Genomic DNA, 25118 nt, shown 5'->3' on the forward strand with positions numbered 1-25118 from the left:
AGTAGTTCTTTAATATTTAGTGCTAGTAGAAAACAGTCTTGTTTTCTACTAGCACTTTTTTTGTTGAAAAACTTAGACAATTGGGATCATATCATTCTCCAAACAATTGGATAGGATCGAAGTATCAATCAAGATAGATTGGTGTGTGATTTTAAAGTATAAGGGTGGTACATTTAGTTTTTTCTTTTCTAATCAACCAGCTTTTCTAGCTATCTAATTGATTTGCATGATGATGACTTTGGTGGCAATAAAGGTATCGCCAACTTGTTGACCATAAAGATTGACGGATTTTTCAAGCTGTAAGTCTGCTCTTGAGCCTTCAACGATTCGAGAGTTTTGAGTTTGTGCATCATAAATAACGAATGTAATCTCAATCTCACTGGTAATAGTAAAGCTTAATTTTTCGTCAGAGGAAACGGCCATGTCATAGGATTCTTCATCTTCATTTTTTTGATAAAATTTTGTGATCTCTAGTTCAAATTGATCACCATTCATAGACACAAGAATCCCAGGCTCATCTGCTTGATCAAGTAAATCATTGGCACAATCAAAATCTGTTTACTCGTTGTTGTTTTGCTCATCATCGCCACTTTGACTCGTTTCGATTTGTTTTTGTGGGGGAGTGATTTGTGCATTGTGGAGGGCGTTGTCATTGTTCACCTCTGTTTGGGGCATTGGCTATAAAATTTAAAGCTAAGATCAGAAAGCGTGGCATAAGTCAGGCAGTGTATACGCACAAAAACACAAGGGACATTCGAAAACCAACAAATTTCGAGTGCTCCTTGTGTTTTTATCTTCGATGTTTCAACTAATTTTTTCGTTCTTCTAGTTCAATAGCGTGGCTTAGTGAAAGGGATTATCTGATTATTTCCAGCGAGCGTCCACCACGATACCCTTTACTGATTGAAACGTTTTCTAAGAAATGATACTCTAAGGATAATAGATGAAAAAGAGGAGAATAACATATGAGGATCGTAATCGTCGGTGGCTCATTTGCGGGCATTCAGACAGCTATTTCTTTGCGCAACGACTGTCCAGAAAGTGAGATAATCATTATTGAGAAGCAAGCGCGGATAGGTTTTATCCCGAATAGTGTCAATTTGATTTTAAAAGGGGAATTTCATGAAGAAGCCCATCATTATTGGATCAATAAAGAGCAATTGACTCAAGAACATCAGATAGCAGTACGGGTAGAAACAGAAGTGACTGCGCTAAACAACGATAAAAACCAAATCCAATTAAATGATGGGGAAATATTGTCTTTCGATTTTCTTGTGATTGCGACAGGCTCACAACAACGCTTCCGTTTTAGTACACAAGAAAACGACACGATTTGGACAATCAAAGATCCTAAAACTTCGCAACAATTCCAACAACGTATTGGAAATGCAAAAAAAATCGCAGTGGTCGGTGCAGGGCAAGTTGGCTTGGAACTCATCGAAGGATTAGCGAACCTGGGAAAAGAACTTCATCTGTACGAAAGCCAATCGACAGTTTTATTCCGATATTTTGATCCAGAGATGATCAAGCCGTTGTATCGCGAGCTGAACAATCGAGGTATTCGATATTTCTTAAATGAACAAGTACAAGAAATCATTGAAGCAGAACAAACAAAGATCTTCACGGAAAAAAGAAGTGAGACGTATGATTTAGTCTTGTTAGCAAATTACACCCGACCAGATAATCAATTATGGGAAGAATCCTTGCGATTGAATGATGATGGGACGATCTGGGTAAATGACTACCTGCAAACATCCCAGGAAAATATTTATGCTATTGGCGATGCCATCCAAGTAACCTATCGACCAACGCAAGAAAAGATGTACGTGTCTTTAGTCAACAATGCGATTCGAACGGCGAAGATCGCCAGTAAAAATATCAGTGGGCAACAAAAGAAGGATTTAGGTACGTATCGTCCAATCGGTAATCACTGGTTCGGACATTATTTTGGGAGTGTCGGTTTAACAGAAAGCGAAAGTATCTTTTATGCTGGGGAAATCAACACACAATATTTAACCACCAGAGCTTCTGCTGCGAATCAGGAGTTGATCCAAATAAAAGTGCTATTGACGGAAGAAGGAAAACTGATTGGCGCGCAATGTCATAGCCAAGCAGTTATTTTCTATCTTTTAGACCGACTGACTTTAGCAGTTGAGGAAGGATGGACACTCGCAGACCTGGAAGCGCGCGAATTCTTCTTTCAACCAGAGTATCGAGCGCCAACAGCTCTTGTAAAGGTGGTTGATTCTTTCGATGAAGATTGAAGAATTTTTAGAAAAAAAAGAGCAAATCCAAATTGAGATTTTACGAATGCTTGTATTAGAAGGTGGTTCCGCTTCAATCAATGAGTTGCGCTCCTCTGTGAAATTATCAAAATCTGCCTTCGACCAATATATCGAAGACCTTGAATTGATCGGTCGTATGATGAAAACAAAGATTTCTGTCCGAAAAAATGAATTTCAAGTCGTCCTTGAATTAGATGAGCATACGAGTTTAGAAAAAATCATGCTTTTTTTGGTACAACAAAGCGTGAAATATCAGATCTTGACGTATCTTCTTGAACACCAACAAGCTTCAAGTGTTCGTTTGGCAACAGCTTTTACGATCAGTGAATCCTCTGTCTTTAGAAAAACCAAAGAATTGAATCAGCTATTGAAAGAGTTCTCTCTACAGATAAAGAATGGACAAATCCAAGGAGAAGAGCTCCAGATCCGTTATTTTTATTATTCCTTATTTCAATTTTTCCCAGAGTCACAAAGACCACAGTATTTACAAGATACTCCAGATAAGCGTCCGTTGATAGTAGGATTGGCGCATGTGTTGAATACAACTTTTTCCCCACAATCATCGACAAAAATTGCGACATGGATCGGTATTACACGGAAAAGGTTACTGTCAGATAAGATGAAGTTTTCTAGTACAAAAGAGAAAAAAGAAATATATCAAGAGGATCAACTGTACCAGACCATCCATCCGGTGATTTCCTTATATCTTAGTCGAACAGCAGCTGATGTTACGGCGTATGAGTCGATGATGTTTTATAGTTTTCTCGTTACTTTCTCGGTACTGGAGGAAGAGACATTTTATCAATACGAGTTGACTCGTAGCAAAAAGTTACCTACAGCGGTGTTGGATACGTATATTCGAGAAACCATGCTGTGGCATTATCGACCAAGGCGTCTAAAAATCAAGGAAGAGAAAACAATTGGGTATCACTTGGCACAAATCAATAATGAGTTATACTTTTTTTCTGGCTATTTAACCATCTATGATCCGCCACACTTACTCATCCAACAACAACGGATGTTGGGTGATTCGTTGACTCAATTACTTGAACGATTGAAAAAAACGACAGTCGAACAGCTTCCTATGAAAAAATTGACCAATCAAGTTTTGGATAATCTGATGAGTCAATACGCGAATATTTTGATGATGATCGATTTCTATATTGAAAAATCTGTGGTTATTGGCATTGATCTACAATCATTACCGATCTATCGGGTTGCTTTCCAACAGTTCTTGATTCGAGAGTTAAAGGGGATCAGCGGGATCGTGATCGAAGAAGTCCAACCAGAAAAAAGTTATGATTTTGTGATCACCTTCAATCAGGATAAAAAAGGTCAAGAGTACTATTATCTATCGGAGTTTGCTTCAAGTTATGATATTTTAAGGTTAAAGCAAAAAATCGAGCAAGAAAAAAAAGCCAAAAATTAAAAAAACTGTCAAAAAAAAAGTGAATTGCTATTTTTTTGGCAGTTTCTACTCCTTAAATAGGTGTACCATAAAAGTAGTTAAAGAAAGCGTTTGCAAAAATGGAGGAGATCATAATGACAGAATCAACGTATATCATGGCGATTGACCAAGGGACAACAAGCTCACGAGCGATTATCTTTGATAAAAAAGGAAGACACATCGGTAGTTCGCAAAAGGAATTCACACAATATTTTCCCCGGGAAAGCTGGGTAGAACATGATGCGAATGAAATCTGGAACTCCGTACAATCAGTTATCGCAGGTGCGTTTATTGAATCTGGTATCAAGCCAACACAAATCGCCGGTATTGGTATCACGAATCAACGTGAAACAACAGTGATTTGGGAAAAAGATACAGGACGTCCGATTTATCATGCTGTAGTTTGGCAATCGCGTCAATCAGCTGGTATTGCTAACAAATTAAAAGAAGACGGACACCAAGAGTTTTTCCATGAAAAAACTGGTTTAGTCATTGATGCGTATTTCTCTGCTACTAAGATTCGCTGGATCTTAGACCATGTAGAAGGTGCACAAGAGCGAGCAGAAAAAGGCGAGTTGATGTTTGGAACGATCGATTCTTGGCTTGTTTGGAAATTGACAGATGGGCAAGCACATGTAACCGATTACTCGAATGCGAGTCGTACAATGTTGTTCAATATCCATGAATTGGATTGGGATCAAGAAATCTTAGATCTACTGAATATTCCACGAGTGATGTTACCGAAAGTAACCTCAAATTCAGAGGTTTACGGTTATACACAAGGGTACCACTTCTATGGTAGTGAAGCACCGATTTCTGGGATGGCAGGAGACCAACAAGCGGCCTTATTCGGTCAAATGGCTTTTGAGCCAGGAATGGTCAAAAATACGTATGGTACAGGTTCATTTATTGTTATGAACACAGGTGAAAAACCACAATTATCTAAAAACAATCTGTTGACGACGATTGGTTACGGAATAAATGGAAAGGTTTACTATGCGCTAGAAGGGAGTATCTTCGTTGCCGGTTCTTCCATCCAATGGTTGCGTGACGGTCTGCAAATGCTACAAAAAGCGAGTGATTCAGAAGATGCAGCGAAACGTTCAACTAGTGATGACGAAGTTTACGTTGTACCTGCTTTTGTTGGACTTGGCGCTCCTTACTGGGATCAAGCAGCACGTGGTTCTATGTTTGGTCTTACTCGAGGAACAACGAAAGAGGATATCATCAAGGCGACATTACAATCCATTGCCTACCAAGTTCGAGATATCATCGATACGATGCAAGATGATACCGGCATCCAGATTCCTGTGTTAAAAGTTGATGGAGGTGCAGCCAATAATGAATACTTGATGCAGTTCCAAACAGATATCTTGAATGTACCGATCCAACGTGCCGGTAACTTGGAGACCACTGCATTAGGTGCTGCCTTTCTTGCAGGATTAGCAGTTGGTTACTGGAAAGATACGGATGAAATTCGTGAGTTTTATGAAGCTGGTAAAATCTTCGAGGCGGAAATGCCAGAAGAGCGTAGAGAAAAACTTTACACTGGTTGGAAAAAAGCAGTGAAAGCAACTCAAGCATTTGAGTAAAGGGAGGGAACACAAGATGTTTTCAAAAAAAACAAGACAAGATAACATTGACCACATGAAACAAGAAGAATTAGATCTTTTGATTATTGGGGGCGGAATCACTGGTGCAGGTGTAGCAATCCAAGCAGCTGCTTCAGGTATTAAAACCGGTTTGATCGAAATGCAGGATTTTGCAGAAGGAACTTCTTCACGCTCAACCAAGTTAGTTCATGGGGGGATTCGTTACCTAAAAACGTTTGACGTTGAAGTGGTCGCAGATACAGTAGGCGAACGTGCAGTGGTACAACAAGTGGCACCGCATATCCCTAAACCAGATCCGATGTTATTGCCGATTTATGAAGGAGAAGGCGCAACGACATTCAATATGTTTTCTGTAAAAGTAGCGATGGATCTTTATGATAAATTAGCAAAAGTAACTGGAACGAAGTATGAAAACTATACGTTGACACCTGAAGAAGTTCTTGAACGTGAGCCGTTTCTTAAAAAAGATGGCTTAACAGGTGCCGGTGTTTACTTGGATTTCCGGAATAATGATTCCCGTTTAGTGATCGATAATATCAAAAAAGCGGCAGAAGACGGAGCATATCTGGTCAGCAAAATGAAAGCTACCGGTTTTATCTATGAAGGTGACCAGATCATCGGAGTCAAAGCGCGTGATTTGTTAAGTGATGAAGTCATTGAGATCCGAGCAAAAGTAGTGATCAACACAAGTGGACCATGGGTGGACAAGATCCGTAACCTGAACTTCAAGCGTGCGATCTCACCAAAAATGCGTCCGACAAAAGGCGTCCATTTAGTAGTAGACGCGAAGAAACTGCCTGTGCCACAGCCTACTTATTTCGATACAGGAAAACAAGATGGTCGGATGGTCTTTGCGATTCCTCGTGAAAACAAAACGTATTTTGGGACAACAGATACCGATTACCAAGGCGATTTTACAGACCCTCAAGTAACACAGGAAGATGTGGATTACTTACTAGACGTGATCAATCATCGTTATCCAGAAGCAAATATCACTTTGGCTGATATCGAATCAAGTTGGGCAGGATTACGTCCGTTATTGATCGGCAATGCTGGTTCTGACTACAACGGTGGTGATAACGGTTCGATCTCTGATAAAAGTTTCCGTAAAGTCGTTGATACGGTGACGGATTACAAAGAAAGCAAGGTATCACGAGTAGAAGTCGAAGATGTGTTGAATCATTTAGAAAGTAGTCGTGATGAAAAAGCACCATCCACTGTTTCTCGCGGTAGTTCATTAGAACGTGAACCAGATGGACTAGTTACTTTATCTGGTGGTAAAATCACCGATTATCGCAAAATGGCAGAAGGCGCGATGAAATTGATCCGTCAACTGTTACAAGAAGAGTATGGTGTAACTATAAAAGAGATTGATTCCAAGACTTATTCGATCTCAGGCGGCGATTTTGATCCGACGAAACAAGAAGAAATGGTCGAAGAATATACAAAAATCGGTGTGGAAGCAGGTCTTGATGAAAAAGATGCTGCATATATCGCAGATTTCTATGGAACAAATGCGAAACACATCTTTGAATTAGCAAAAGAAATGAATCCTTATCCAGGATTGACTTTGGCAGAATCTGCGCGTCTGCGTTACGGATTAGAAAACGAAATGGTCTTAGTTCCAGGTGACTATTTGATTCGCCGTACCAACCATCTACTTTTTGAAAGAGATCAGTTAGATGCCATCAAACAACCGATCATTGATGCGATTGCTGCATACTTTGAATGGACAGACGAAGAAAAAGAACGTGAAACACAACATTTAGAGCAACTGATCGCTGAGTCAGACTTACGTGACCTGAAAGGAGAAAAATAAAATGAATGCAGACATGACCCAAATCATGGGGGAATTTATTGGAACGATGATTTTGATCCTTTTAGGGGACGGCGTATGTGCAGCAGTGAATTTAAACAAAAGTAAAGCGCAAGCCTCCGGTTGGATCGTCATTGCATTTGGTTGGGCAATGGCTGTTACGATGGCAGTATTTATTTCAGGATTCATGGGACCCGCTCATTTAAATCCTGCGGTGACACTTGGGATGGCAATGACAGGGGCAATCGGTTGGAATTTGGTTTTCCCATTCATCATCGCGCAATTACTAGGTGCAATCGTCGGTGCGGTACTTGTTTGGTTATCTTATTTGCCACATTGGTCAGCAACAAAGGATCAAGGGGCAATCTTAGGAACCTTTGCGACTGGACCAGCCATCCGCAACTATCCTGCTAACTTTATTACAGAGTTGATCGGTACGTTCGTTTTAGTCTTAGGACTATTGGCATTTGGCCAAACAGAATTTGCGGGTGGAATAAATGTCTTTGCTGTTGGAGGATTGATTTTAGCTATCGGGTTATCACTAGGTGGTTCAACAGGATATGCGATCAATCCAGCTCGTGATCTAGGTCCACGTATCGCTCATGCGATTTTACCAATCGCTAATAAAGGTGGTTCTGACTGGGGTTATTCATGGGTACCGATTGCAGGACCAATGGTTGGTGCAATCGTCGCAGTAGGTATGTACACGTTGATGGTTTAATGAAATAAATTTTCTATATTAAAATAAATGGTTCTCTTGGTCGTTATTCACAAACCAAGAGAACCATTTTTAATTGATCAGTCAAGTCGTAACAACAAGAGAGTCGATAAACTTACATCAAGCTTTGATAGATGTCAATGATCTCTGACACGTTCGTTTCTCTTGGATTTCCTGGGGTACAGACATCATTGAACGCATCTTCAGCAATTTTTGCAATATCCGCTTCTTTGACACCTAGTTCGGAGATCGTCGCAGGGATGCCAACTTTCTTCGATAAAGCGTCAATCGCTTCACAAGCGGCATCACGAATATCTTGGATGGAACGAGATTCTGCGTCTTTGATGTTCAGTGCCTTCGCGATTTCTCGATATTTATTGCCTGTAAACTCTTTATTGTATTTCATGACCGTTGGTAATAAGGCAGCGCAAGCGACACCGTGGGGGATGTCATACCATGCGGATAATGGATGAGCCATTCCATGCACAAGACCTAAACCAACATTTGAAAAACCCATTCCTGCAAGGTACTGTCCTAAAGCCATATCTTCTCGACCTTTTGGATCACCATTCACGGAATCGGCTAAACTACGACCGATGATCTCAATGGCTTTGAGATGGAACATATCACTCATTTCCCATGAACCTTTCGTGATCAATCCCTCGATAGCATGAGTCATCGCATCCATCCCAGTTGCCGCACACAAGGCTTTCGGCATGCCCATCATCAAATCACTGTCAACAAAGGCAACGATTGGAATATCATGAGGATCAACACATACAAATTTACGAGAACGCTCTTTGTCAGTGATCACATAGTTGATCGTGACTTCAGCGGCCGTACCAGAAGTCGTCGGAACAGCTAAGATCGGCAAGCTTGGATGTTTTGTATCTGCCACACCTTCTAGACTACGGACATCAGAAAACTCTGGATTCGTTACGATGATTCCAATGGCTTTGGCTGTGTCTATCGGCGAACCTCCGCCAATTGCCAGGATCACATCCGCTTTTGCTTCTTGAACGAAAGTCACGCCCTCTTTGACATTCTCGATCGTTGGATTAGGTACGATACCGTCGTAGATTTCATAAGCAATCTCTGCCTCATCTAATAAGGTGGTGACTTTTGCTACGACACCGATTTTATGCAGCTCTTTATCGGTGATCACCACTGCTTTTTTGAAATTTCTGGCATGAAATTCCGTTGGGATAGCTGCAATAGCCCCTTTTCCATGATAGGATGTTTCATTTAAAATCATTCGATTTGCCATTTGGTTTACTCTCCTTTAGGTAGGTCGGTTTCAGAAATTATATATTCTGATGGATAACGCAGTTTTTTGAAATAATAGGTGCGATCCTTTTTATTGAATGTTCGCACCACATGACAAGGATTTCCTACTGCTAAAGAATTAGCTGGGATATCCTTCGTGACGACACTTCCAGCTCCAATCACTACATGATCACCGATTGTCACCCCGGGCAGTATGGATGTATTTGCACCGATCCAGACGTTGTCGCCGATCGTAACAGGCGCCCCAAATTCTGCTTGGTACTCTTGACGTAAAACAGGATCTAAGGCATGGCCGGCTGTGTAGATCCCCACATTTGGAGCAAGTAAGACATCCTTACCAATCGTGATCGGAGCAACATCAAGTAACGTGCAATTATTATTGGCTAAAAAGTTTTCTCCAACGGTGATGTTGATTCCATAGTCGCAATGAAAGGGTTGTTCAACAAAGAGTTTGTCCCCAGTTTGCTTGAACATTTTTTTGATCAATTGCTGACGCTCAGATAATTTTCGAGGATGGATATGATTGAATTCATAAAGGAGATCTCTCGTGACCAAACGAAGCTGCAATAATTCTTCATCTTGACGATAGACCTCACCAGCAATCATTTTTTCGACATTGGATTTCATTTTGCACCTCACGATTGTTAATCGTTCAAATAGCCAGCACGTGGGACAACCCTAAACGCATCAGCCAGTAATTTCAAATTGTCATCTTCTAACGTTTGTTTGATGCCACCTTGGGACATGACGATCGTATAGACTTGGGCAGCTTTTTCAGCTGTTTCGATCAAACCAAATGTTTCATCCATATCTTTTCCAGAACCATAGATTCCATGTTGTGGCCAAACGACTAAACGGGTTTCTTTCATTTTTGCAGCAGTTGCTTCGCCGATTTCATTCGAACCGGGAACTAACCATGGAATGACCGAGATGCCTTCTGGGAAGACAACTAAGCACTCTGTACACATTTGCCATAATGTACGAGTCAATTCGCGTTCAGAAAGTGGATGGCTAAAAGTCATGGCTAACAAGTGTGTTGCGTGACAATGCATGACGATGCGGTTATCTGGATCGACACTTAATCGAGCGATATGGCTCATGAAATGACTTGGTAACTCAGAAGTCGGAACAGCATCAGGGCTTAATCCCCATAAAATGTCGATCGCATGACCATCTCCGGTCACACGGATCAATCCAAGATTTTCTTCTGGCTCTGCCTGTACATTTTTAAAATATTTTCCAGACCCTGTCACTAAGAAATACCTTCCGGCTAATTGTTGGGCATCAAATGGCAACGGCAGTGTTCGTAAAACTTTCGTAGGATCGATAAAAGGTAAGACTTGTGCTTCTTCTAATAAGTAGGTGATATTCCCACCATTACGTTCATCCCATCCTAGGCGGTACATATTGGTTGTTGCTTGAATCATCTCTTGTACAAATGGAGCAGTGAGCATCGCTGATTTTTTCACGAGTGAGACCTCTTTTCTTTTTCTGATGAATAGAAAGAACATGTAGTATGTGGTTATTTTGTAAATCAACAGAAAGAACCTCAAAATCAGTTAGACGGATTCTCGAAGGCTTCTGTTGATAGGTGAAGGGCTTTTTTTACAACTTGATAGTTAGTGTTCATGAAGCAACACTTCGGTCATAAGCCAGAAAAATCAAAAATGAACCAGCCATTTTCGATTTTCTATCTTACTGCTCAGGCCAGAACGCTTCTTTCACAACCTGTGATAAACGGTGTTCGAAAGCCAGCTCCTTCAATATTAAGTCAAAAATCGAAAAAATATGAGGAACTATTTTCTCGATTTCCGTCTTAATACTCGGAGCTAAACGGCTTTCTCACAACCTCTTACTTTGTACGTCTTTTTCGTATTGTAGGACTTCTTGGTACCAGTCCATGCCTACTGGGACGTTGTTGATTTCACAGAAGTAATTCCAAACGTCGGCGTATGGGAAGTCTTTTAATTCTTCAGTGAAGGCTAAGCGTTTGGTGAAGTCGAAGTTTAGTTCGGCTTCTTTTAATTCTTCGATTGGTTCAAGCATGGCTTTTAACAATGCCTTTTGCGTATTTCTTGTGCCGATTGCCCATGCGGCGATCCGGTTGATGGTTGCGTCAAAGAAATCGAGTCCGATCGCTGTTTTTTCAAGTAAATGATTGCGGACTAATTCTTTGCCGATTTCTTGTAATTCATCATCCATGATCACAACATGGTCTGAATCCCAACGCACAGGACGAGAGACGTGGAGCATGATCCCTTTTGAGAATAAGGCTAAAGACGAAAGTTTATTGGAGATGACTTCAGTTGGATGGAAGTGTCCTGCGTCTAGGCAGATCAATTTGTTACGTGTCAATCCATAGCCCATATAAAATTCGTGTGAACCTACTGTGTAAGCTTCGGCACCAAGTCCAAATAGTTTGGATTCTACGGCATCTTGTGTATATTCTTCGTTGAGTTCTTCTGAGAAAATCTCATCTAAAGATTCCATCAACCGTTGGCGTGGAGATAGGCGGTCGATTGGATTGTCTTTCATTCCATCAGGCATCCAAAAATTATCGATACATGTTTGTCCGATTTCTTTTCCCATATACTCGGCGATTTTACGAGCACGTTTCCCATGTTCGATCCAGTAATCCCGTACTTCTTTGTCTGGATGAGCAAGTGTCAAGCCATCTTTCATCATTGGGTGAGAGAAGAAGGTTGGGTTGAAATCAAGACCGATGCCTTGTTCTTTTGCCCATGCGACCCATTTCTCGAAATGTTTTGGTTCGATCTCATTTAAATCGACCGGTTCGTCTGTATCTAGATACATGGCATGTAAATTCAACTTATGATTCCCAGGAATCAATGAGAAAGCTTTTTCTAAATCTTGGCGTAATTGGTCCGGCGTATGTGCGGCTCCAGGATAGTTTCCTGTAGCCATGATGCCACCTGTTAATTCTCCATCTGGTGTCAAGAAACCTTTGACATCATCGCCTTGCCAACAGTGCATCGAAATCTTCACTTCTGCGAGTTTCTGCAAGACCTCCTCAGTATCGACACCGATACTCGCATATTTTGCTTTGGCTTCTTCATAACGTTCTTTGACATTCATCATATTGAATCTCTCCTTTTATATTAAAAATTCTTTATATCTAGCAAGTGCTTGTGTCATTTCCTCGGTATGTCGAGGGTGAAAAGTGGCTAATGAAACAGAATCTCTGATCGCTTCACGCGCCAGTTGCAACGTACCGTAGCCGTTCGTTGCAATCATTTGGACCATTAGATTGCCAATAGCGGTCGCTTCATCTGGTCCTGCTTCGACTTCGATATTGCAAATATCGGCTGTCAGCTGATTAAGGAAGGTATTATTTGAACCTCCACCGACGATGTGTAAATGATGAAATTCTATTCCGGTGATCCGTGCTAAGTTCTCTAGTTCGACAGCGTAGCATAGAGCTAAATTGTCATAGATACAGCGAGCCAGCTGACTAGGGGTTTGAGGGATAGATTGGTTTGTTTCTTTACAATAATCTTGTAATTCTTGAATCATATTTTGGGGATTCAAGAAACGTGGGTCGTTGACATTGATCAATTGTTGGAAAGGCGCTTCCTGTTCTGCCAGTTCTGCCAATTCAGCAAAACTATAGGCACCATCTTGCAAACGAGCAACTTCTTGGATCAACCACATACCCATGATATTTTTTAAGAAGCGAATGGTTCCTTGCACACCCCATTCATTTGTAAAGTTAGCTTCAAATGCTTCTTTTGTTGAAATGCCTTCAGGAATCTCTACACCCATCAACGACCAAGTGCCTGAACTGATGTATGCCCAATCTTTGCCAGTCGCGGGTGTGCCGACAACTGCTGAAGCAGTGTCGTGAGAAGCAATCGTGATAAAGGTCGCTTTTGGCAGATCATAGGTCGGAAATTGGGCAGTTTGTAATTCGCCTAGAATCTGTCCAGGCTCGGTGATTCGTGGGAAAAGCGAAGCGTCGATGCCTAGAACAGCTAAAATATCTGAGTCCCATTTCCGAGTTTCTAAGTTCAGAAGCTGCATAGTAGACGCATTAGTCTTTTCGGTGACTGCTTCTCCAGTGAAGAGGTAACCGAGTAGATCAGGCATCAATAACAAACGATGGGCATTTATTAACGTTTCTTTTTCTTCAACAAGTAATTGAAACACCGTGTTGAATGGTTGCATTTGGATACCTGTTTTTTGGTAAAGTTCATCTAGTGGCATGTTTTGTTCAAATTGTGGGATGGCTTCTTTCGTTCGCTCATCACGATAGCTCGTCGGGGCGTCGATCAAATGACCATCAACATCAAGCAAGCCATAATCGACACCCCAAGTATCGATGCCGACATAACATTCTGCGATACCTTGTTGCTTGGCTTTTTCCAAACCTTTTAAGATTTCAGTGACTAGATGTGTGAGCGGCCACTTTGCGACACCATCGATTTTTTCAAATCCATTTTTGAAGCGATGGACTTCCTGTAAGTCAAAACGGCCTAATTCATTAAGATTGGCATGGATCAAACGACCACTTGAAGCGCCAATATCGATAGCAAGATAATTCATCAAAATTCCTCCAATTTGTTTTTACTTGAATCAATGAAAACTAGACTTCATTTGGGAGTGGCTTCTTTTTAAAAGTAAGGAGAAGAAAAAGAATACCTAAAACGGTCATCAAAATGCAGCCATTGATAAAAATATTTTGTAAAGCATCAGAACCGATACCGAATCTTTCTAAAAGTCGATGTCCATAGGGTGAAACAAAGTTACCGATATTTGCTAGAACGAGAATAAAGGAAGTGGTGCTTGCTTTTGCTACTTGCGGAACTGAACGAGTAGCATCATTGAAGATGTAAGGAACGAACAGAGCAAAGGCGATACCGTTCAGTGCAGCCCCAACACCGATCATAAATAAATGATTGGCTGTCAAGATGAGGAATAAGCTTGCTGCCATGATGAAAAAAGAAATAGGCAACGTCCATCGTTTCAATCCTTTGTAAATCAACCCGAATAAGAAACCAGCAACCATGTTAGCAATCTGCATAAAAGAAAGAAGCGTTCCGGCATCTGATTCTGTTCCTAGATTTTCAGTCACGATGAAGGTCGAAAGCTTAACGACAACGATCATGTAGAAAATACAGAGAAAGAAGATCAAAATGCCATACATGAGAGTAGTCGGACGGAGTGTTCCTTTTTGTGCTGTTTCTTTTTTAAAGGTGGAGTTTTGTTTTTTCTTTGGCGGTTCAGGGACGAAAGCCATAAATAAGAAAATGATCGGAATGGTGATCAAGTAAACTAAGAATGCTTTTTGCCAGCCAAAAGTGAGGAGACGTCCGGCAGTGAAGGTCATGACTGCAGCTCCTAAACCTTGAAAGGCGGATTGGAAGCCAATCAAGGTGGCAGCTTCTTCGCCTTCAAAAAATTCGCTGATCATACTGACTGCCAACGAGTTGAAGAGACCAAAGCCCGCACCTAATGCTGCGCGGGAGATCATCAATAAATAGAAGTTGGCAGTGAAGACAGGTAACACGCCAGCAACTCCAGCAAGCAACAACCCAAGTAAGACAGTTTGTTTCTGTCCGATGGCTTTGGCAATCAAACTACTCAAAGCAATAAAAATCACAACAGTTAGTTGAGGAATGGTCATCAGTAGTTCGACGGATGAAGCCGATTGATCATTGAAGTAGCCTAACATCATCGGTAAAGCGGATGCGATAGCAGTATTTGACGTTAAAACTAAGGAAATGGATAACAGCGACAGTTTCATCAACCAAGTCTTTCTCATAGCTTGTTCCTCCAGATGAAGATGTATTTGTTGCACTCATCATATCTTGTAACCCTTTTCACAACAATGTCAGTATGTTACTATATTGGTGTCAAATTTACATATCAAGGGGGAGTAAAACGATGAATCCGTTTGTACAAAAGATCTTTCTGCCGTATACACCCGAAGAGTTAGAACAGCGAAAGACGGGGCAATGGATCAAGGAATTTGAAGGAGAAAACTTAGACGAACAAGACCAGCAATTCAAATTAGACGATCACCATCTTTTTCAAGAAAATAATATTTTGATTCGCCAACATCGACGCTTCGCTCATTATCCACTACATTCCCACCATTTTTTAGAATTCAATTATATGTATTGCGGTACTTCAGAACAGATCGTCAACGGTCTGCCAATCACTTTGAAAGAAGGACAATTATTACTTTTAGATACAAATAGTCGCCATGAACTGATGCCTTTGGGTGAACATGATATTTTGCTGAATTTCTTATTCAAAACGAATGATATCAATATCAATCTTCTGAAAAAAATCGATCATCGCAGTGGGGGATTGACCTATAATTTTTTAATGAACGCCATTTTAGAACCTGGCTATAATGAGACCCATCTTTTGTTACACTTATCAAAAGAACCAGAGATCCAAGTCACCTTGGATCAAATGATCCTCGAATATTTTTCAAAAAAACATCTAGGAAATGAAATCATGAATGCTTTTTCACAAGTGTTATTTTTACAGCTTTCTAGAGTCTATCACTCCCAATTAGCAAAAATATACAAAAAAGATGGACAAAGCAACTTAATGATCAAAATTCTGCAACGGATCGAAAGTGACTATCGAACATTGAACCTAAAAACATTGGCAGATGAGTTAGGGTATAATCCAAATTATCTGTCTAATTTGATCAAACAACAGACTGGGAAATCCTTCAAACAATTGATTACGAACCAACGCTTACATGAAGCACAGGATCTAATTTTAGCTACCCGCTTCTCGATTGAGGAGATTGCGGCCAATGTAGGTTTTTCCAATAAGACACATTTTTACAAAAAATATCGAGAATATTTTGGGGATACGCCAATCGCCATTCGCAAACAACGTTGAGGACGTGGGCGATACATAAAAAAAACAACTGCGAAGGGAGTGAGACATTAGTTCTCCCCCCACCTATAACCGAATAAACGGCGGGAACAGAAGTAACCTCTTCGAAAAATAAGGCGCCATCCACAAAAATTTGAAAAACAATTTTCGTGGATGGCGCCTTATTTCTCGAGGCTGAACACTTCTGTCCCGACCTCAGATCGCAGTTGTTTTTTGTTAATTCAAAGCAGTTAGAACATTATTTGGTACTTGATTTTCATTGATTGTCGTTGGTCCAGAGGTTACTCGTTTTTGGCTGACCTCTGCTTTGACATAACTATTAGGTTCTAACGGTGTTGGATTTTCTGAGGCGATCGTATAAGGTAATTTGATCGTTTTGCCATCCTTAGTAACAAAGGATAATTCATAGTCATACGCTTTCCAATCCCACATTTTTTCTCCGCTATCATTTCGTGCATCTGTCAAAGGTGGAACCTTTTCCGGTACTTTTGCGTAGGCAACTTGGCTATTGTAGGTCTGATCATAATATTGATAACCTTTGTAGCCACCAAACAATAACAATAAGAGAGCAATTGCTCCAATCAATTTTTTCATCATATCCATCCTTTTATGTTTCTTGATATATCCAATTATCGCCGATTGATACAGTGTTTGAAAATCGAAAAACGTGACAATTTTGAAATATTATTAAAATAATACCATTCAGACTCGTTCAGTATCTGTTTGACATTCTGGCAACCGCTTGCTATAGTAAAAAAGAAAAATAAATAAAACCTAGATGAACGAGGTATTTTGATGAGTGTAGTAGGTATCTAATCGAGTAAGTTGAATAACCAATAAAGCAGTAGGCTTATTTGGTGTGCTTATAGATGGTACCTGTCTGAAACATTTCTTGTAATCAAATCAAGGGGAGGACATGTCTTATTTTAGCTGTGTCCTGCCCTTTTATTCTATTTTAGGTCTTTATTTATTTTGGGGACAGGTATCTCTTCAAGAAAAGGAGAGAATATGAATCATACAATCAAACAATTACAATTTGAACAAATCAGAAAAGAAGTGATTGCTCGAGCCATCGGAGATCACACGAAAGAACGTCTGGCAGAAATGTCAATCCCGACAAATCTTCAGACCGTAGAAACAAGACAAACAGAAACAAAAGAAGCCCGTACGATTTTAGAAAGTAGCCAGCACGTGCCCTTTATGGGGCTGACACGAATTGTGGCATTAACTGACCAAGTGAAAAAAGGCTTGATCTTAACCCCCGCTGAATTGATTGAATACGCCGATTTTTTGAGAAGCAGTCGAATGATCACTCGCTTCTTTGAAAAAAACCAATATCAAACGCCATTACTGTATGCGTACAGTAAAAATCTACCGGATCTTCAATCAGTAGAGGACTTAGTTTATGAACAAATCAAGAACCAGCAAGTCGCAGATGAAGCATCAAAAAATCTACGTAAAGTACGCAAACAGATCCAAACGGTAGAAAAAGAAATCCAAGATCGTTTGCTAAAATTCTTGCGTCATCCTGGGAATAAAGAAATGATCCAAGAAGCGATGATCGTTCAAAAAGGGGAACACGCAACGATCCCAATCAAAGCGAGTTATAAAAATAAAGTAGCCGGAACGATCATTGAACAGTCGAATAAAGGTACGACGGTATTCATCGAACCAACAGCAGTCGCTAAAGCAAGCGCACAACATCAATTATTGAAAGCAGAGGAAATTGCTGAAGAATATCAAATTCTAGCTAGCTTGACTGGCGCATTAGCTGAAAATGAACAGGCAATCGATCAAATCATCGAAACGGTCACCGTTTTCGATATTATTTTCGCACGTGGGAAATACAGTAGAGAGATCAATGGCATCACACCTATCATCAATAAATCAGAACGCATCCATCTGAAACAAGCGAGACATCCACTGTTATCAGAAAAAGCTGTGCCCTTAGATTTTGATTTGGGTGCAGAATATCGTGGATTAGTGATCACAGGTGCAAATGCTGGTGGGAAAACAGTTGTTTTGAAAACAGTCGGATTGCTGACATTGATGGCAATGTTTGGTCTGCAAGTACCAGCAAAAGATGGGACAGAGCTTGCCGTATTCGACGAAGTTTTTGTCGATGTCGGCGATCAACAAGATTTAGCGAATGCATTGAGTACTTTTTCTGGGCATATGCAAAATATCGCACAGATTTTGAATAAAGTGGGTAGAAATACCCTAGTTTTACTTGATGAGATCGGTAGTGGAACAGAACCAACGGAGGGGGCAGCTTTAGCAATCGCCATCATGTCTGCAATGTATGAGAAAGGTGCGCTGATGGTTGCAACGACCCATTACGGCGAGATTAAAGAGTTTGCGGAACGACATGAAGATTTTGTGCCGGCAGCAATGGCTTTTGACCGAGAAGCCTTACAACCAAAGTTTCAATTACAGGTAGGAAAAACAGGGGAAAGCCAAGCATTGTGGATCGCTAAAAAAATGCAAATGTCAGAGGACTTGATCCATCAAGCTCAGCAGTATCTTTCTACGAAAGACTATTCAAGTGAAAAACGCTTATTCAAACAACAAGTGAAGACGCAAGAAGTCAAGAACGAAGAAAAGGTTTTATTTTCAAAAGGGGATCGGGTATATGCCACCCAATACAAAAAAGAAGCATTAGTCTTTGAAGACACTGGCGAAGAGACGATCGTGATTTTTGTCGATAACCAAAAAGAAACGGTCCTTCGACAGCGTGTCCTTTTAAAAATGAGAGCAGAAGAACTTTATCCTGTAGGCTATGAGATCGATCAGCTATTTACAGATTTTAAAACGAGAAAATGGGAACGAGATATTGAACGAGGTTCAAAAAAAGCCCACAAAAAATTATTAAAAGAAACCCGTCAGCGTCAGGCTGCACGAAATGGAAACTCCGAAAAAACATAATAACAGATTCACAATGGCATACGAAGGATTGGAAGAGCTCGCAATAAAAAACCGACAATTAATTGGTTCCACGTGGAAAGTACGGTAAAATAGATGAAATGACATTTTGGGAGTTGTTAAGTAATGAATGGAGCATCTGATTGGCGAAAAGAAATTCGCACGATTCCGAATCTACTATCGATTATAAGAATTCTTTTATTGCCTTTTTATTTGTATTTTATGAGTAAGCAAGCTTTCTATCTGGCTGGATCGATCATCCTCTTTTCAGGAGTCACAGACTTTTTAGATGGATACATCGCCCGAAGATTCAATCAGATCACAGAACTTGGAAAAGTTCTTGATCCAATCGGTGATAAGTTGACCCAATTGGTCTTAATCATCTCCATGGCATGGGAACGTCCGTATATCTGGCTCGTTTTAGCTTTATTTATTGTGAAAGAAGCATTTATGCTGATTGCTGGGATCGTTGCTTTGCGTAAACAGGTCAAATTAGATGGAGCAAAGTGGTATGGTAAATGGGCGACAGCTGTGATTTATGTAGGGATGATCCTGTTATTGCTTTTCCCAACGATTCCTGAAGGATGGGTCATGGTGATATTTGCAATCATTACCTACAGTTTGGCTCAGTCCTTTGTTTTATATGCTTTGGAGTATCGTAAACTACTGAAGCGCTAGGTAGTTTGGTGTATCTTATTGTTGTAACAGCGAATGAGAAGAGTACCGTTGCAATTTAAGTGAAGAATTTATCGAAAATCAATCGAAGTCAAAACTGGCTGAGATTGATTTTTTTTAGTTTAAGATAAAAAAAATCAACTGAATGCAAAAAAATAGCTGGTAATATGCCGAAGCATAGACGTAGCAATGATTCAAGAGTAAATATTTCAAGGAGTTAGGCAATATGTGAAGTTGAAATTACACAGAGAAGACTATATGATTTTATTATAATCTATTCGAGAAACAGGTAGTTCACAAAAAATAAGGTCGATTCAATCAGTCATATGTACATATTTTAGGTTTTACTATCAATCATCAGAAGGAGAGGTAATTTATGAATTTATCGAATATTCAATCTAGTGAAGAATACTTAAAACATTATAGAGAATTTATGGAAAACTGTTTTTCCATCAACTATCCACTTTTAGCTTCTTTTTACAAAGAACTTCATCATCGTTTTTTAGAGGTCGTCTCTCAAAAGGACGGACCTGTGTTTGAACAATTACAAGAGCTGTTGGGGATCGATGCACAGCTACAGATACTTTACGAAATGGCGGAATGTATCGAATCGTTGAAATTAGAAATGAATGAAGAGAAAATCATTGAAATGATCAAGAGAGATAGCTTTTCTTTTTATAGAGAACGGATAGGGTTAACGAAGAAAGATCCTATTCCGCGCGGATTGATCTATCTGAGTGAAAAATAGCCAGTCAATCTTACAGCTATTTCTCTATCAAGGGAAAAGATTCGACATAGTTTTTAATACACATAATCAGCGACTGTTTGTTTAGTAGAACATCTCTTTTGTCCTATTCTTGTGATAATTATCATGTATTCTAGTATGGATTGGATTTTAATATACAGAAAAGCTGTGACCTAAGTGTTCAGCCCTGAGAAATAAGCGTGAAACCCAGAAAATTCCTCTTGGAATTTTTGAGGTCTCACGCTTATTTCTGAAGGAGCTACTTCACATTATCGCCAAATAATTACTGGATCTTCTGCTTGCACGATCCTGTCACTCTGGGATAAGAGAAAATCTACTGCGGAGGCGCCGATTTTTTTAGGGGAGAAATCAATAGTTGAAAAGGCTAATATCTCACTATATGGTAGATTTCCTTCACCTATGACAGTGAAATCTTTTTTATGAATGAATCCTGCCTGTTTCATTCCTGAAATTACACCGACTGCTGTATCATCGCCATTGACATAGATTACCTCTGGAATAGAGGCGTGAGTTGTGATCTCTATTGCGAACGCATAGCCATCTGCATAGGTTTCGATACCAGTGAAATAGTTTTTTCCTTCAATCGCTTTTCCAAAATACATTTCATAAGCAGTCAATTTGTTTTTTGTGGTCTGGCTTTGTGAGGCACTGCGTTTAGTAGTAAAGATGACCCTGGAAATACCACGGGTATGCAGGGTAAGAAACAATTGATCATACACTTTTTTTCGATCTGGATAAATCATGGTAAGGTCGTCATTGTCCATCTTTTCAGTTGAGACGATTTTTCCTTTGAAGCGAAGAGGTTCAAGTAGTTCATCAATTTTTGTTCGTGACGTCAGAATAAGACCGTCGATCATTTTTTGCTCTAGTAATGTGTAATAGTGACTCTCCGTCTCCTTTTCATAATAAGTAGGAAGTAATAATACTTGATACCCTTTACTTTTTGCCTGATACAAGATACTGTCCACCAACTGATTATAACAAGAACTGTTGTTAGGCAAGGTAACACCTAAAGTATAGGTTTCTCCTTTACTCAATTTTACAGCATTGCCGTTCACCACATAGTTCGTCTCTTCAATAACGGATTGGACTTTTTTTCGTAAATCATCGGATACGTAACGGTCATTATTTATCACTCTGGAAACGGTAGATTTGGATACTCCTGACATTTTTGCGATCTCTCGAATCGTAACGATGGGATTTTCCTCCTTTTCTCTTGACTTGGGACGCGTCCCAGTAGGTATACTTTTTCTGAAAGGTGGTAATGGAATGACAATCAAAATGATCGCTGTAGATATGGATGGTACATTTTTGAATGATCAAAAGAAATACAATGAAGAACGCTTTAAGAAACTTTTTGACTTACTACAGGAAAAAGAAATAAAGTTTGTTGTAGCAAGTGGAAATCAATATTTCCAGTTGCGTTCATTCTTCCCTGATCTTTATAAAAGTATAGCATTCGTAGCAGAAAATGGGGCAAATATTTTAATTGGTGAAGACCATGTGTACAATGCAGAATTACGTCCTGAAAAAATCGTTCAGACATTAGATGTATTGGAAGAGTTAGCGCCCATGAACTTGATCTTATGTGGGAAACAGAGTGCCTATCTCTCTAATACGGTTTCTAAGGAATTGTTTGAACGTGCAAGTTTTTACTACCCGAAGCTTGAAAAGGTAGAAGACCTGTATACGTTAGCTAAGGGAGAAGAAACGATTTTCAAGTTTGCTTTATCCTTCAATGAGCAAGAAGTGGCAGAAAAACTAACTGCCTTAAAGCATTCTTTAGGAGAGGGATTGATACCGGTCTCTAGTGGTCATGGAGATATCGATTTGATCATCCCTGGTGTCCACAAACTAAACGGGTTACGCTTGTTAGGCAAAAAATGGGGAATCAACGAGGATGAGATTGCTACGTTTGGCGATAGCGGGAATGACTTTGAAATGATCCAACAGATCAAGCACAGTTTTGCTATGGAAAATGGACAGCCCAAGATCAAAGAAGCAGCTACGACGATTATCGGATCAAATAATACAGAGGCTGTACTCGATACGATCCAAGCAATTGTAGAAGGGAAATATACGTAACTTAGTGGTGGTAAATTACCGAAACATTGAGCTATAAGAAATAAGGCATCATCCACGAAAATTGTTTTTCAAATTTTTGTGGATGATGCCTTATTTTTCAAAGAGGTTCCATTTGTTTCCGCCGTTTATTCGGTTTTAAGTAGTGCGAGATAGAAACTTGCTGCGTTTATTTTTTGATGATCATATTGATGGCTTGTTCCATTTTTTTTGCTTGTTCCTCCACACTGTTTTCTGGATGCTCCAAGCAGTTTTTTAAATTTTCGGCAACGATCATCCCCATGACACGATCAATACTCGAACGAACAGCGCTTAATTGTGTAATGATATCCATGCACTCTTTTTCCTCGTTAATCATTTTTTGGATACCACGAATTTGTCCTTCTGTACGTCTCAAGCGATTTAGAATTGTTTTGTTGTCAATAGTCATCATAGAACCTCCCACTCTTTTTTTGCAAATAATACCCTATATAGGTATTATTTGCAAATGAAAACTGCAACTTTTTGAAATTAAAAGTTTTAATGGTTGACATAATCACATTTATCGTGTTGAATATACCCCAGTAGGTATATTTTTCTAAAAAAAGAGGAGAGAATGAAAATGGGATTATTTCAACTTAGTCAATCAATAACAGTAAAGGATTTGCAAGATAAATTAAAAGAAAACATCCAATTGATCGATGTTAGAACACCGTCTGAATACCGAGGTGGGCATATTAAGCAAGCGGAAAATATTCCTTTACACCGTATTAGTACGTATAATGGGGATAAACAAGCACCAGTATACGTTATTTGTCAGTCAGGAATGCGTAGTAAGCAAGCGACGAAAGAATTAAAAAATCTTGGTTATCAGGCAATCAATATTCGTGGCGGGATGAATCAATGGTTTGGGGAAAAGATTGGAGGAAGATAAAAAATGAAATTTGTGATAATTGGCGGTGTTGCTGGAGGGATGTCTGCGGCCACTCGTTTAAGACGACTGCAAGAAGATGCAGAAATCGTTGTTTTTGAAAAAGGGCCCAATGTTTCTTTTGCTAATTGTGGCCTTCCTTACTATCTTTCTGGTGAAATCGATGAAAGAGAAAAGCTCTTGATCCAAACACCTGAAAGTTTAGCTGCACGCTTTCGTCTGGACGTTCGAGTGGAGCATGAAGTCACAGCGATTTTTCCAGAAACAAAAGAAGTGGAAGTTTCTCATGGAGAGGAATCCCGCAAAGAAACGTATGATGCCCTTTTGCTTTCTCCAGGAGCTAAACCCTTTATACCTGAGATCACAGGCTTGTCTGAGGCAAAAAATGTATTTACTGTGAGAAATGTTCCAGATGTTGATGCTATCATGGAAAAATTAGAGGAACAACCTCGTAAAGCGGTAGTTATTGGCGCCGGTTTTATTGGGATCGAAGTAGCAGAAAATCTAAAAAAGCGTGGATTGGATGTAACGATCGTCGAACGGACTCCGCAAGTCGTACCGACGTTGGATGAAGAGATGGCTTCTTTTGTACAAAAAGAATTAGAAAATAATGATGTTCAAGTTTTAACAAATTGTGTTGTTACTAGTTTTGAAGAACAAGGAAACATGCTTCGTCTAGAAAATGGCGAAATGTTAGAGTCAGATTTGACGATTCTTTCGGTGGGAGTCCAACCAGATAGTCGCTTAGCTGAGATGGCAGGTTTAACGTTGGGATTACGTGGCGGTATCGTTGTGGATGAGCATTATCAAACAAGTGATTCGGCAATCTTTGCAGTAGGAGATGCGATTGTCGTGAAACATCAAATCACGAAGGAACCTGCATTGATTTCTTTAGCTTCGCCTGCGAATCGACAAGGACGACAAGCTGCTGATAACATGGCTGGGCGGCCACGCCTGAATCAAGGCAGCCTTGGAACGGCTATTGTTCGAGCATTTGGTCAGACAGCTGCCTCCACAGGTATCACTGAACGACAAGCAAAAAAAGCAGGTTTATCTTTTCAAGTCCTCCATGCTTCAGGTAAAGATCATGCTGGCTATTACCCTGGTGCAACGGACTTGTTGTTGAAATTGATCTTCCATCCGGAAACTGGGGAAATCTATGGAGCTCAAGGAATCGGTCAAAAAGGGATAGATAAACGAATCGATATTCTTGCGACAGCCATTAAAGGGCATTTGACAGTCTTCGACCTGCCAGAGTTAGAACTGACTTATGCACCGCCTTTTGGTTCAGCGAAAGATCCAGTAAATATGCTAGGCTATATTGCGATGAATGTCATCGAAGGATTGAGTGAGATGATACAGTGGCATGAATTGCCAGAAGAATTAGCACATGGGAAACAATTGCTTGATGTTCGGAATAAAGAAGAGTGGCAGAATGGTTATTTCCCAGAGGCCATTCATATTCCTTTATCTGAATTACGTCAACGATTGGACGAATTGGATAAAGAGCAAGAATATATCGTCAGTTGTCATAGTGGATTACGTAGCTACTTAGCAGAAAGAATCTTGAAACAAGCGGGATTCACTGTGAAAAATTTAGATGGCGCTTTTTCTCTGTACCAAGCCGTCAGACCAGATGAATTATGCTATCCTCGAGGGTAGAACTTGAGGGTGTGACCGACGAGCTTTGTAAGGGAAGTAGTAAGCTTGGATGA

Annotated in this window: 22 protein-coding genes; 12 read left to right on the plus strand and 10 right to left on the minus strand. The window is 40.0% G+C overall.

The window, feature by feature from the left end; translation table 11 throughout:
• Window positions 1-213 precede the first annotated feature (213 nt).
• Window positions 214-495: a hypothetical protein gene (locus IGJ99_RS01870; RefSeq protein WP_349520894.1), complete on the minus strand. Its 282-nt coding sequence runs from the start codon at window positions 493-495 to the stop codon at window positions 214-216.
• Between the two features lie 470 nt (window positions 496-965).
• Between IGJ99_RS01870 and IGJ99_RS01875 the strand changes: the two genes are divergently transcribed.
• From IGJ99_RS01875 to IGJ99_RS01895, 5 genes are all read left to right on the plus strand, one after another.
• Window positions 966-2264: an NAD(P)/FAD-dependent oxidoreductase gene (locus IGJ99_RS01875; protein ID WP_096081347.1), complete on the plus strand. Its 1299-nt coding sequence runs from the start codon at window positions 966-968 to the stop codon at window positions 2262-2264.
• Complete coding sequence (locus IGJ99_RS01880) at window positions 2254-3714, plus strand: helix-turn-helix domain-containing protein (RefSeq protein WP_062805749.1); 1461 nt, start codon at window positions 2254-2256, stop codon at window positions 3712-3714. Before IGJ99_RS01875 ends, IGJ99_RS01880 begins: the two co-directional genes overlap by 11 nt.
• A gap of 113 nt (window positions 3715-3827) precedes the next feature.
• Entirely contained in the window at window positions 3828-5324 is a 1497-nt protein-coding gene (gene glpK, locus IGJ99_RS01885; RefSeq protein WP_034690589.1) for a glycerol kinase GlpK, read from the plus strand.
• A 16-nt stretch (window positions 5325-5340) separates the two neighbouring features.
• Entirely contained in the window at window positions 5341-7164 is a 1824-nt protein-coding gene (glpO, locus tag IGJ99_RS01890) for a type 1 glycerol-3-phosphate oxidase (RefSeq protein WP_349520900.1), read from the plus strand.
• 1 nt (window position 7165) lies between these two features.
• A complete protein-coding gene (locus tag IGJ99_RS01895; RefSeq protein WP_438747537.1) occupies window positions 7166-7882 on the plus strand; it encodes an MIP/aquaporin family protein in 717 nt (238 codons plus the stop codon).
• Between the two features lie 112 nt (window positions 7883-7994).
• Here IGJ99_RS01895 and fucO read toward each other — a convergent pair whose 3' ends face one another.
• From fucO to IGJ99_RS01925, 6 genes are all read right to left on the minus strand, one after another.
• The gene (gene fucO / locus IGJ99_RS01900) at window positions 7995-9146 is read right to left on the minus strand and encodes a lactaldehyde reductase (RefSeq protein ID WP_023519044.1); all 1152 of its coding nucleotides are present in this window, start codon (window positions 9144-9146) and stop codon (window positions 7995-7997) included.
• Between the two features lie 5 nt (window positions 9147-9151).
• Window positions 9152-9793, minus strand: a complete 642-nt coding sequence (locus IGJ99_RS01905) for a sugar O-acetyltransferase (RefSeq protein WP_062805746.1) — start codon at window positions 9791-9793, stop codon at window positions 9152-9154.
• Window positions 9794-9810: 17 nt separating this feature from the next.
• Window positions 9811-10635, minus strand: coding sequence for a rhamnulose-1-phosphate aldolase (gene rhaD, locus IGJ99_RS01910; RefSeq protein ID WP_349520904.1), 825 nt, complete (start codon window positions 10633-10635; stop codon window positions 9811-9813).
• Window positions 10636-11008: 373 nt separating this feature from the next.
• Complete coding sequence (gene rhaA / locus IGJ99_RS01915; protein ID WP_019722530.1) at window positions 11009-12265, minus strand: L-rhamnose isomerase; 1257 nt, start codon at window positions 12263-12265, stop codon at window positions 11009-11011.
• 15 nt (window positions 12266-12280) lie between these two features.
• Window positions 12281-13729, minus strand: coding sequence for a rhamnulokinase (gene rhaB, locus IGJ99_RS01920; protein WP_375152055.1), 1449 nt, complete (start codon window positions 13727-13729; stop codon window positions 12281-12283).
• Between the two features lie 40 nt (window positions 13730-13769).
• A complete protein-coding gene (locus IGJ99_RS01925; RefSeq protein WP_023519049.1) occupies window positions 13770-14948 on the minus strand; it encodes an MFS transporter in 1179 nt (392 codons plus the stop codon).
• Window positions 14949-15070: 122 nt separating this feature from the next.
• Here IGJ99_RS01925 and IGJ99_RS01930 point away from each other — a divergent pair, with 122 nt between their 5' ends.
• The gene (locus tag IGJ99_RS01930) at window positions 15071-16051 is read left to right on the plus strand and encodes an AraC family transcriptional regulator (RefSeq protein ID WP_224434482.1); all 981 of its coding nucleotides are present in this window, start codon (window positions 15071-15073) and stop codon (window positions 16049-16051) included.
• Window positions 16052-16264: 213 nt separating this feature from the next.
• Here the strand turns inward: IGJ99_RS01930 and IGJ99_RS01935 are convergent, their stop codons facing one another.
• Entirely contained in the window at window positions 16265-16642 is a 378-nt protein-coding gene (locus tag IGJ99_RS01935) for a DUF1093 domain-containing protein (protein WP_153829914.1), read from the minus strand.
• Between the two features lie 414 nt (window positions 16643-17056).
• Here IGJ99_RS01935 and IGJ99_RS01940 point away from each other — a divergent pair, with 414 nt between their 5' ends.
• From IGJ99_RS01940 to IGJ99_RS01950, 3 genes are all read left to right on the plus strand, one after another.
• Window positions 17057-18973, plus strand: a complete 1917-nt coding sequence (locus IGJ99_RS01940; protein ID WP_438770523.1) for an endonuclease MutS2 — start codon at window positions 17057-17059, stop codon at window positions 18971-18973.
• A gap of 123 nt (window positions 18974-19096) precedes the next feature.
• Window positions 19097-19648, plus strand: a complete 552-nt coding sequence (locus IGJ99_RS01945; RefSeq protein WP_010736407.1) for a CDP-alcohol phosphatidyltransferase family protein — start codon at window positions 19097-19099, stop codon at window positions 19646-19648.
• Window positions 19649-20021: 373 nt separating this feature from the next.
• Window positions 20022-20393, plus strand: coding sequence for a DUF7006 family protein (locus IGJ99_RS01950; protein WP_019723867.1), 372 nt, complete (start codon window positions 20022-20024; stop codon window positions 20391-20393).
• A gap of 266 nt (window positions 20394-20659) precedes the next feature.
• Here the strand turns inward: IGJ99_RS01950 and IGJ99_RS01955 are convergent, their stop codons facing one another.
• Entirely contained in the window at window positions 20660-21607 is a 948-nt protein-coding gene (locus IGJ99_RS01955) for a LacI family DNA-binding transcriptional regulator (protein ID WP_438770911.1), read from the minus strand.
• A gap of 73 nt (window positions 21608-21680) precedes the next feature.
• Here IGJ99_RS01955 and IGJ99_RS01960 point away from each other — a divergent pair, with 73 nt between their 5' ends.
• A complete protein-coding gene (locus IGJ99_RS01960) occupies window positions 21681-22496 on the plus strand; it encodes a Cof-type HAD-IIB family hydrolase (RefSeq protein ID WP_023519054.1) in 816 nt (271 codons plus the stop codon).
• A gap of 166 nt (window positions 22497-22662) precedes the next feature.
• Here IGJ99_RS01960 and IGJ99_RS01965 read toward each other — a convergent pair whose 3' ends face one another.
• The gene (locus IGJ99_RS01965) at window positions 22663-22923 is read right to left on the minus strand and encodes a metal-sensitive transcriptional regulator (RefSeq protein WP_224434484.1); all 261 of its coding nucleotides are present in this window, start codon (window positions 22921-22923) and stop codon (window positions 22663-22665) included.
• A 171-nt stretch (window positions 22924-23094) separates the two neighbouring features.
• Here IGJ99_RS01965 and IGJ99_RS01970 point away from each other — a divergent pair, with 171 nt between their 5' ends.
• Both IGJ99_RS01970 and IGJ99_RS01975 read left to right on the plus strand, forming a co-directional pair.
• Window positions 23095-23406: a rhodanese-like domain-containing protein gene (locus IGJ99_RS01970; protein ID WP_010736402.1), complete on the plus strand. Its 312-nt coding sequence runs from the start codon at window positions 23095-23097 to the stop codon at window positions 23404-23406.
• A 3-nt stretch (window positions 23407-23409) separates the two neighbouring features.
• Window positions 23410-25065: an FAD-dependent oxidoreductase gene (locus IGJ99_RS01975; protein ID WP_438770525.1), complete on the plus strand. Its 1656-nt coding sequence runs from the start codon at window positions 23410-23412 to the stop codon at window positions 25063-25065.
• Window positions 25066-25118 lie beyond the last annotated feature (53 nt).

The sequence above is a fragment of the Enterococcus sp. AZ095b genome (genome assembly GCF_051714725.1).
GTDB classification, from domain to species: Bacteria; Bacillota; Bacilli; order Lactobacillales; family Enterococcaceae; genus Enterococcus_B; species Enterococcus_B pernyi.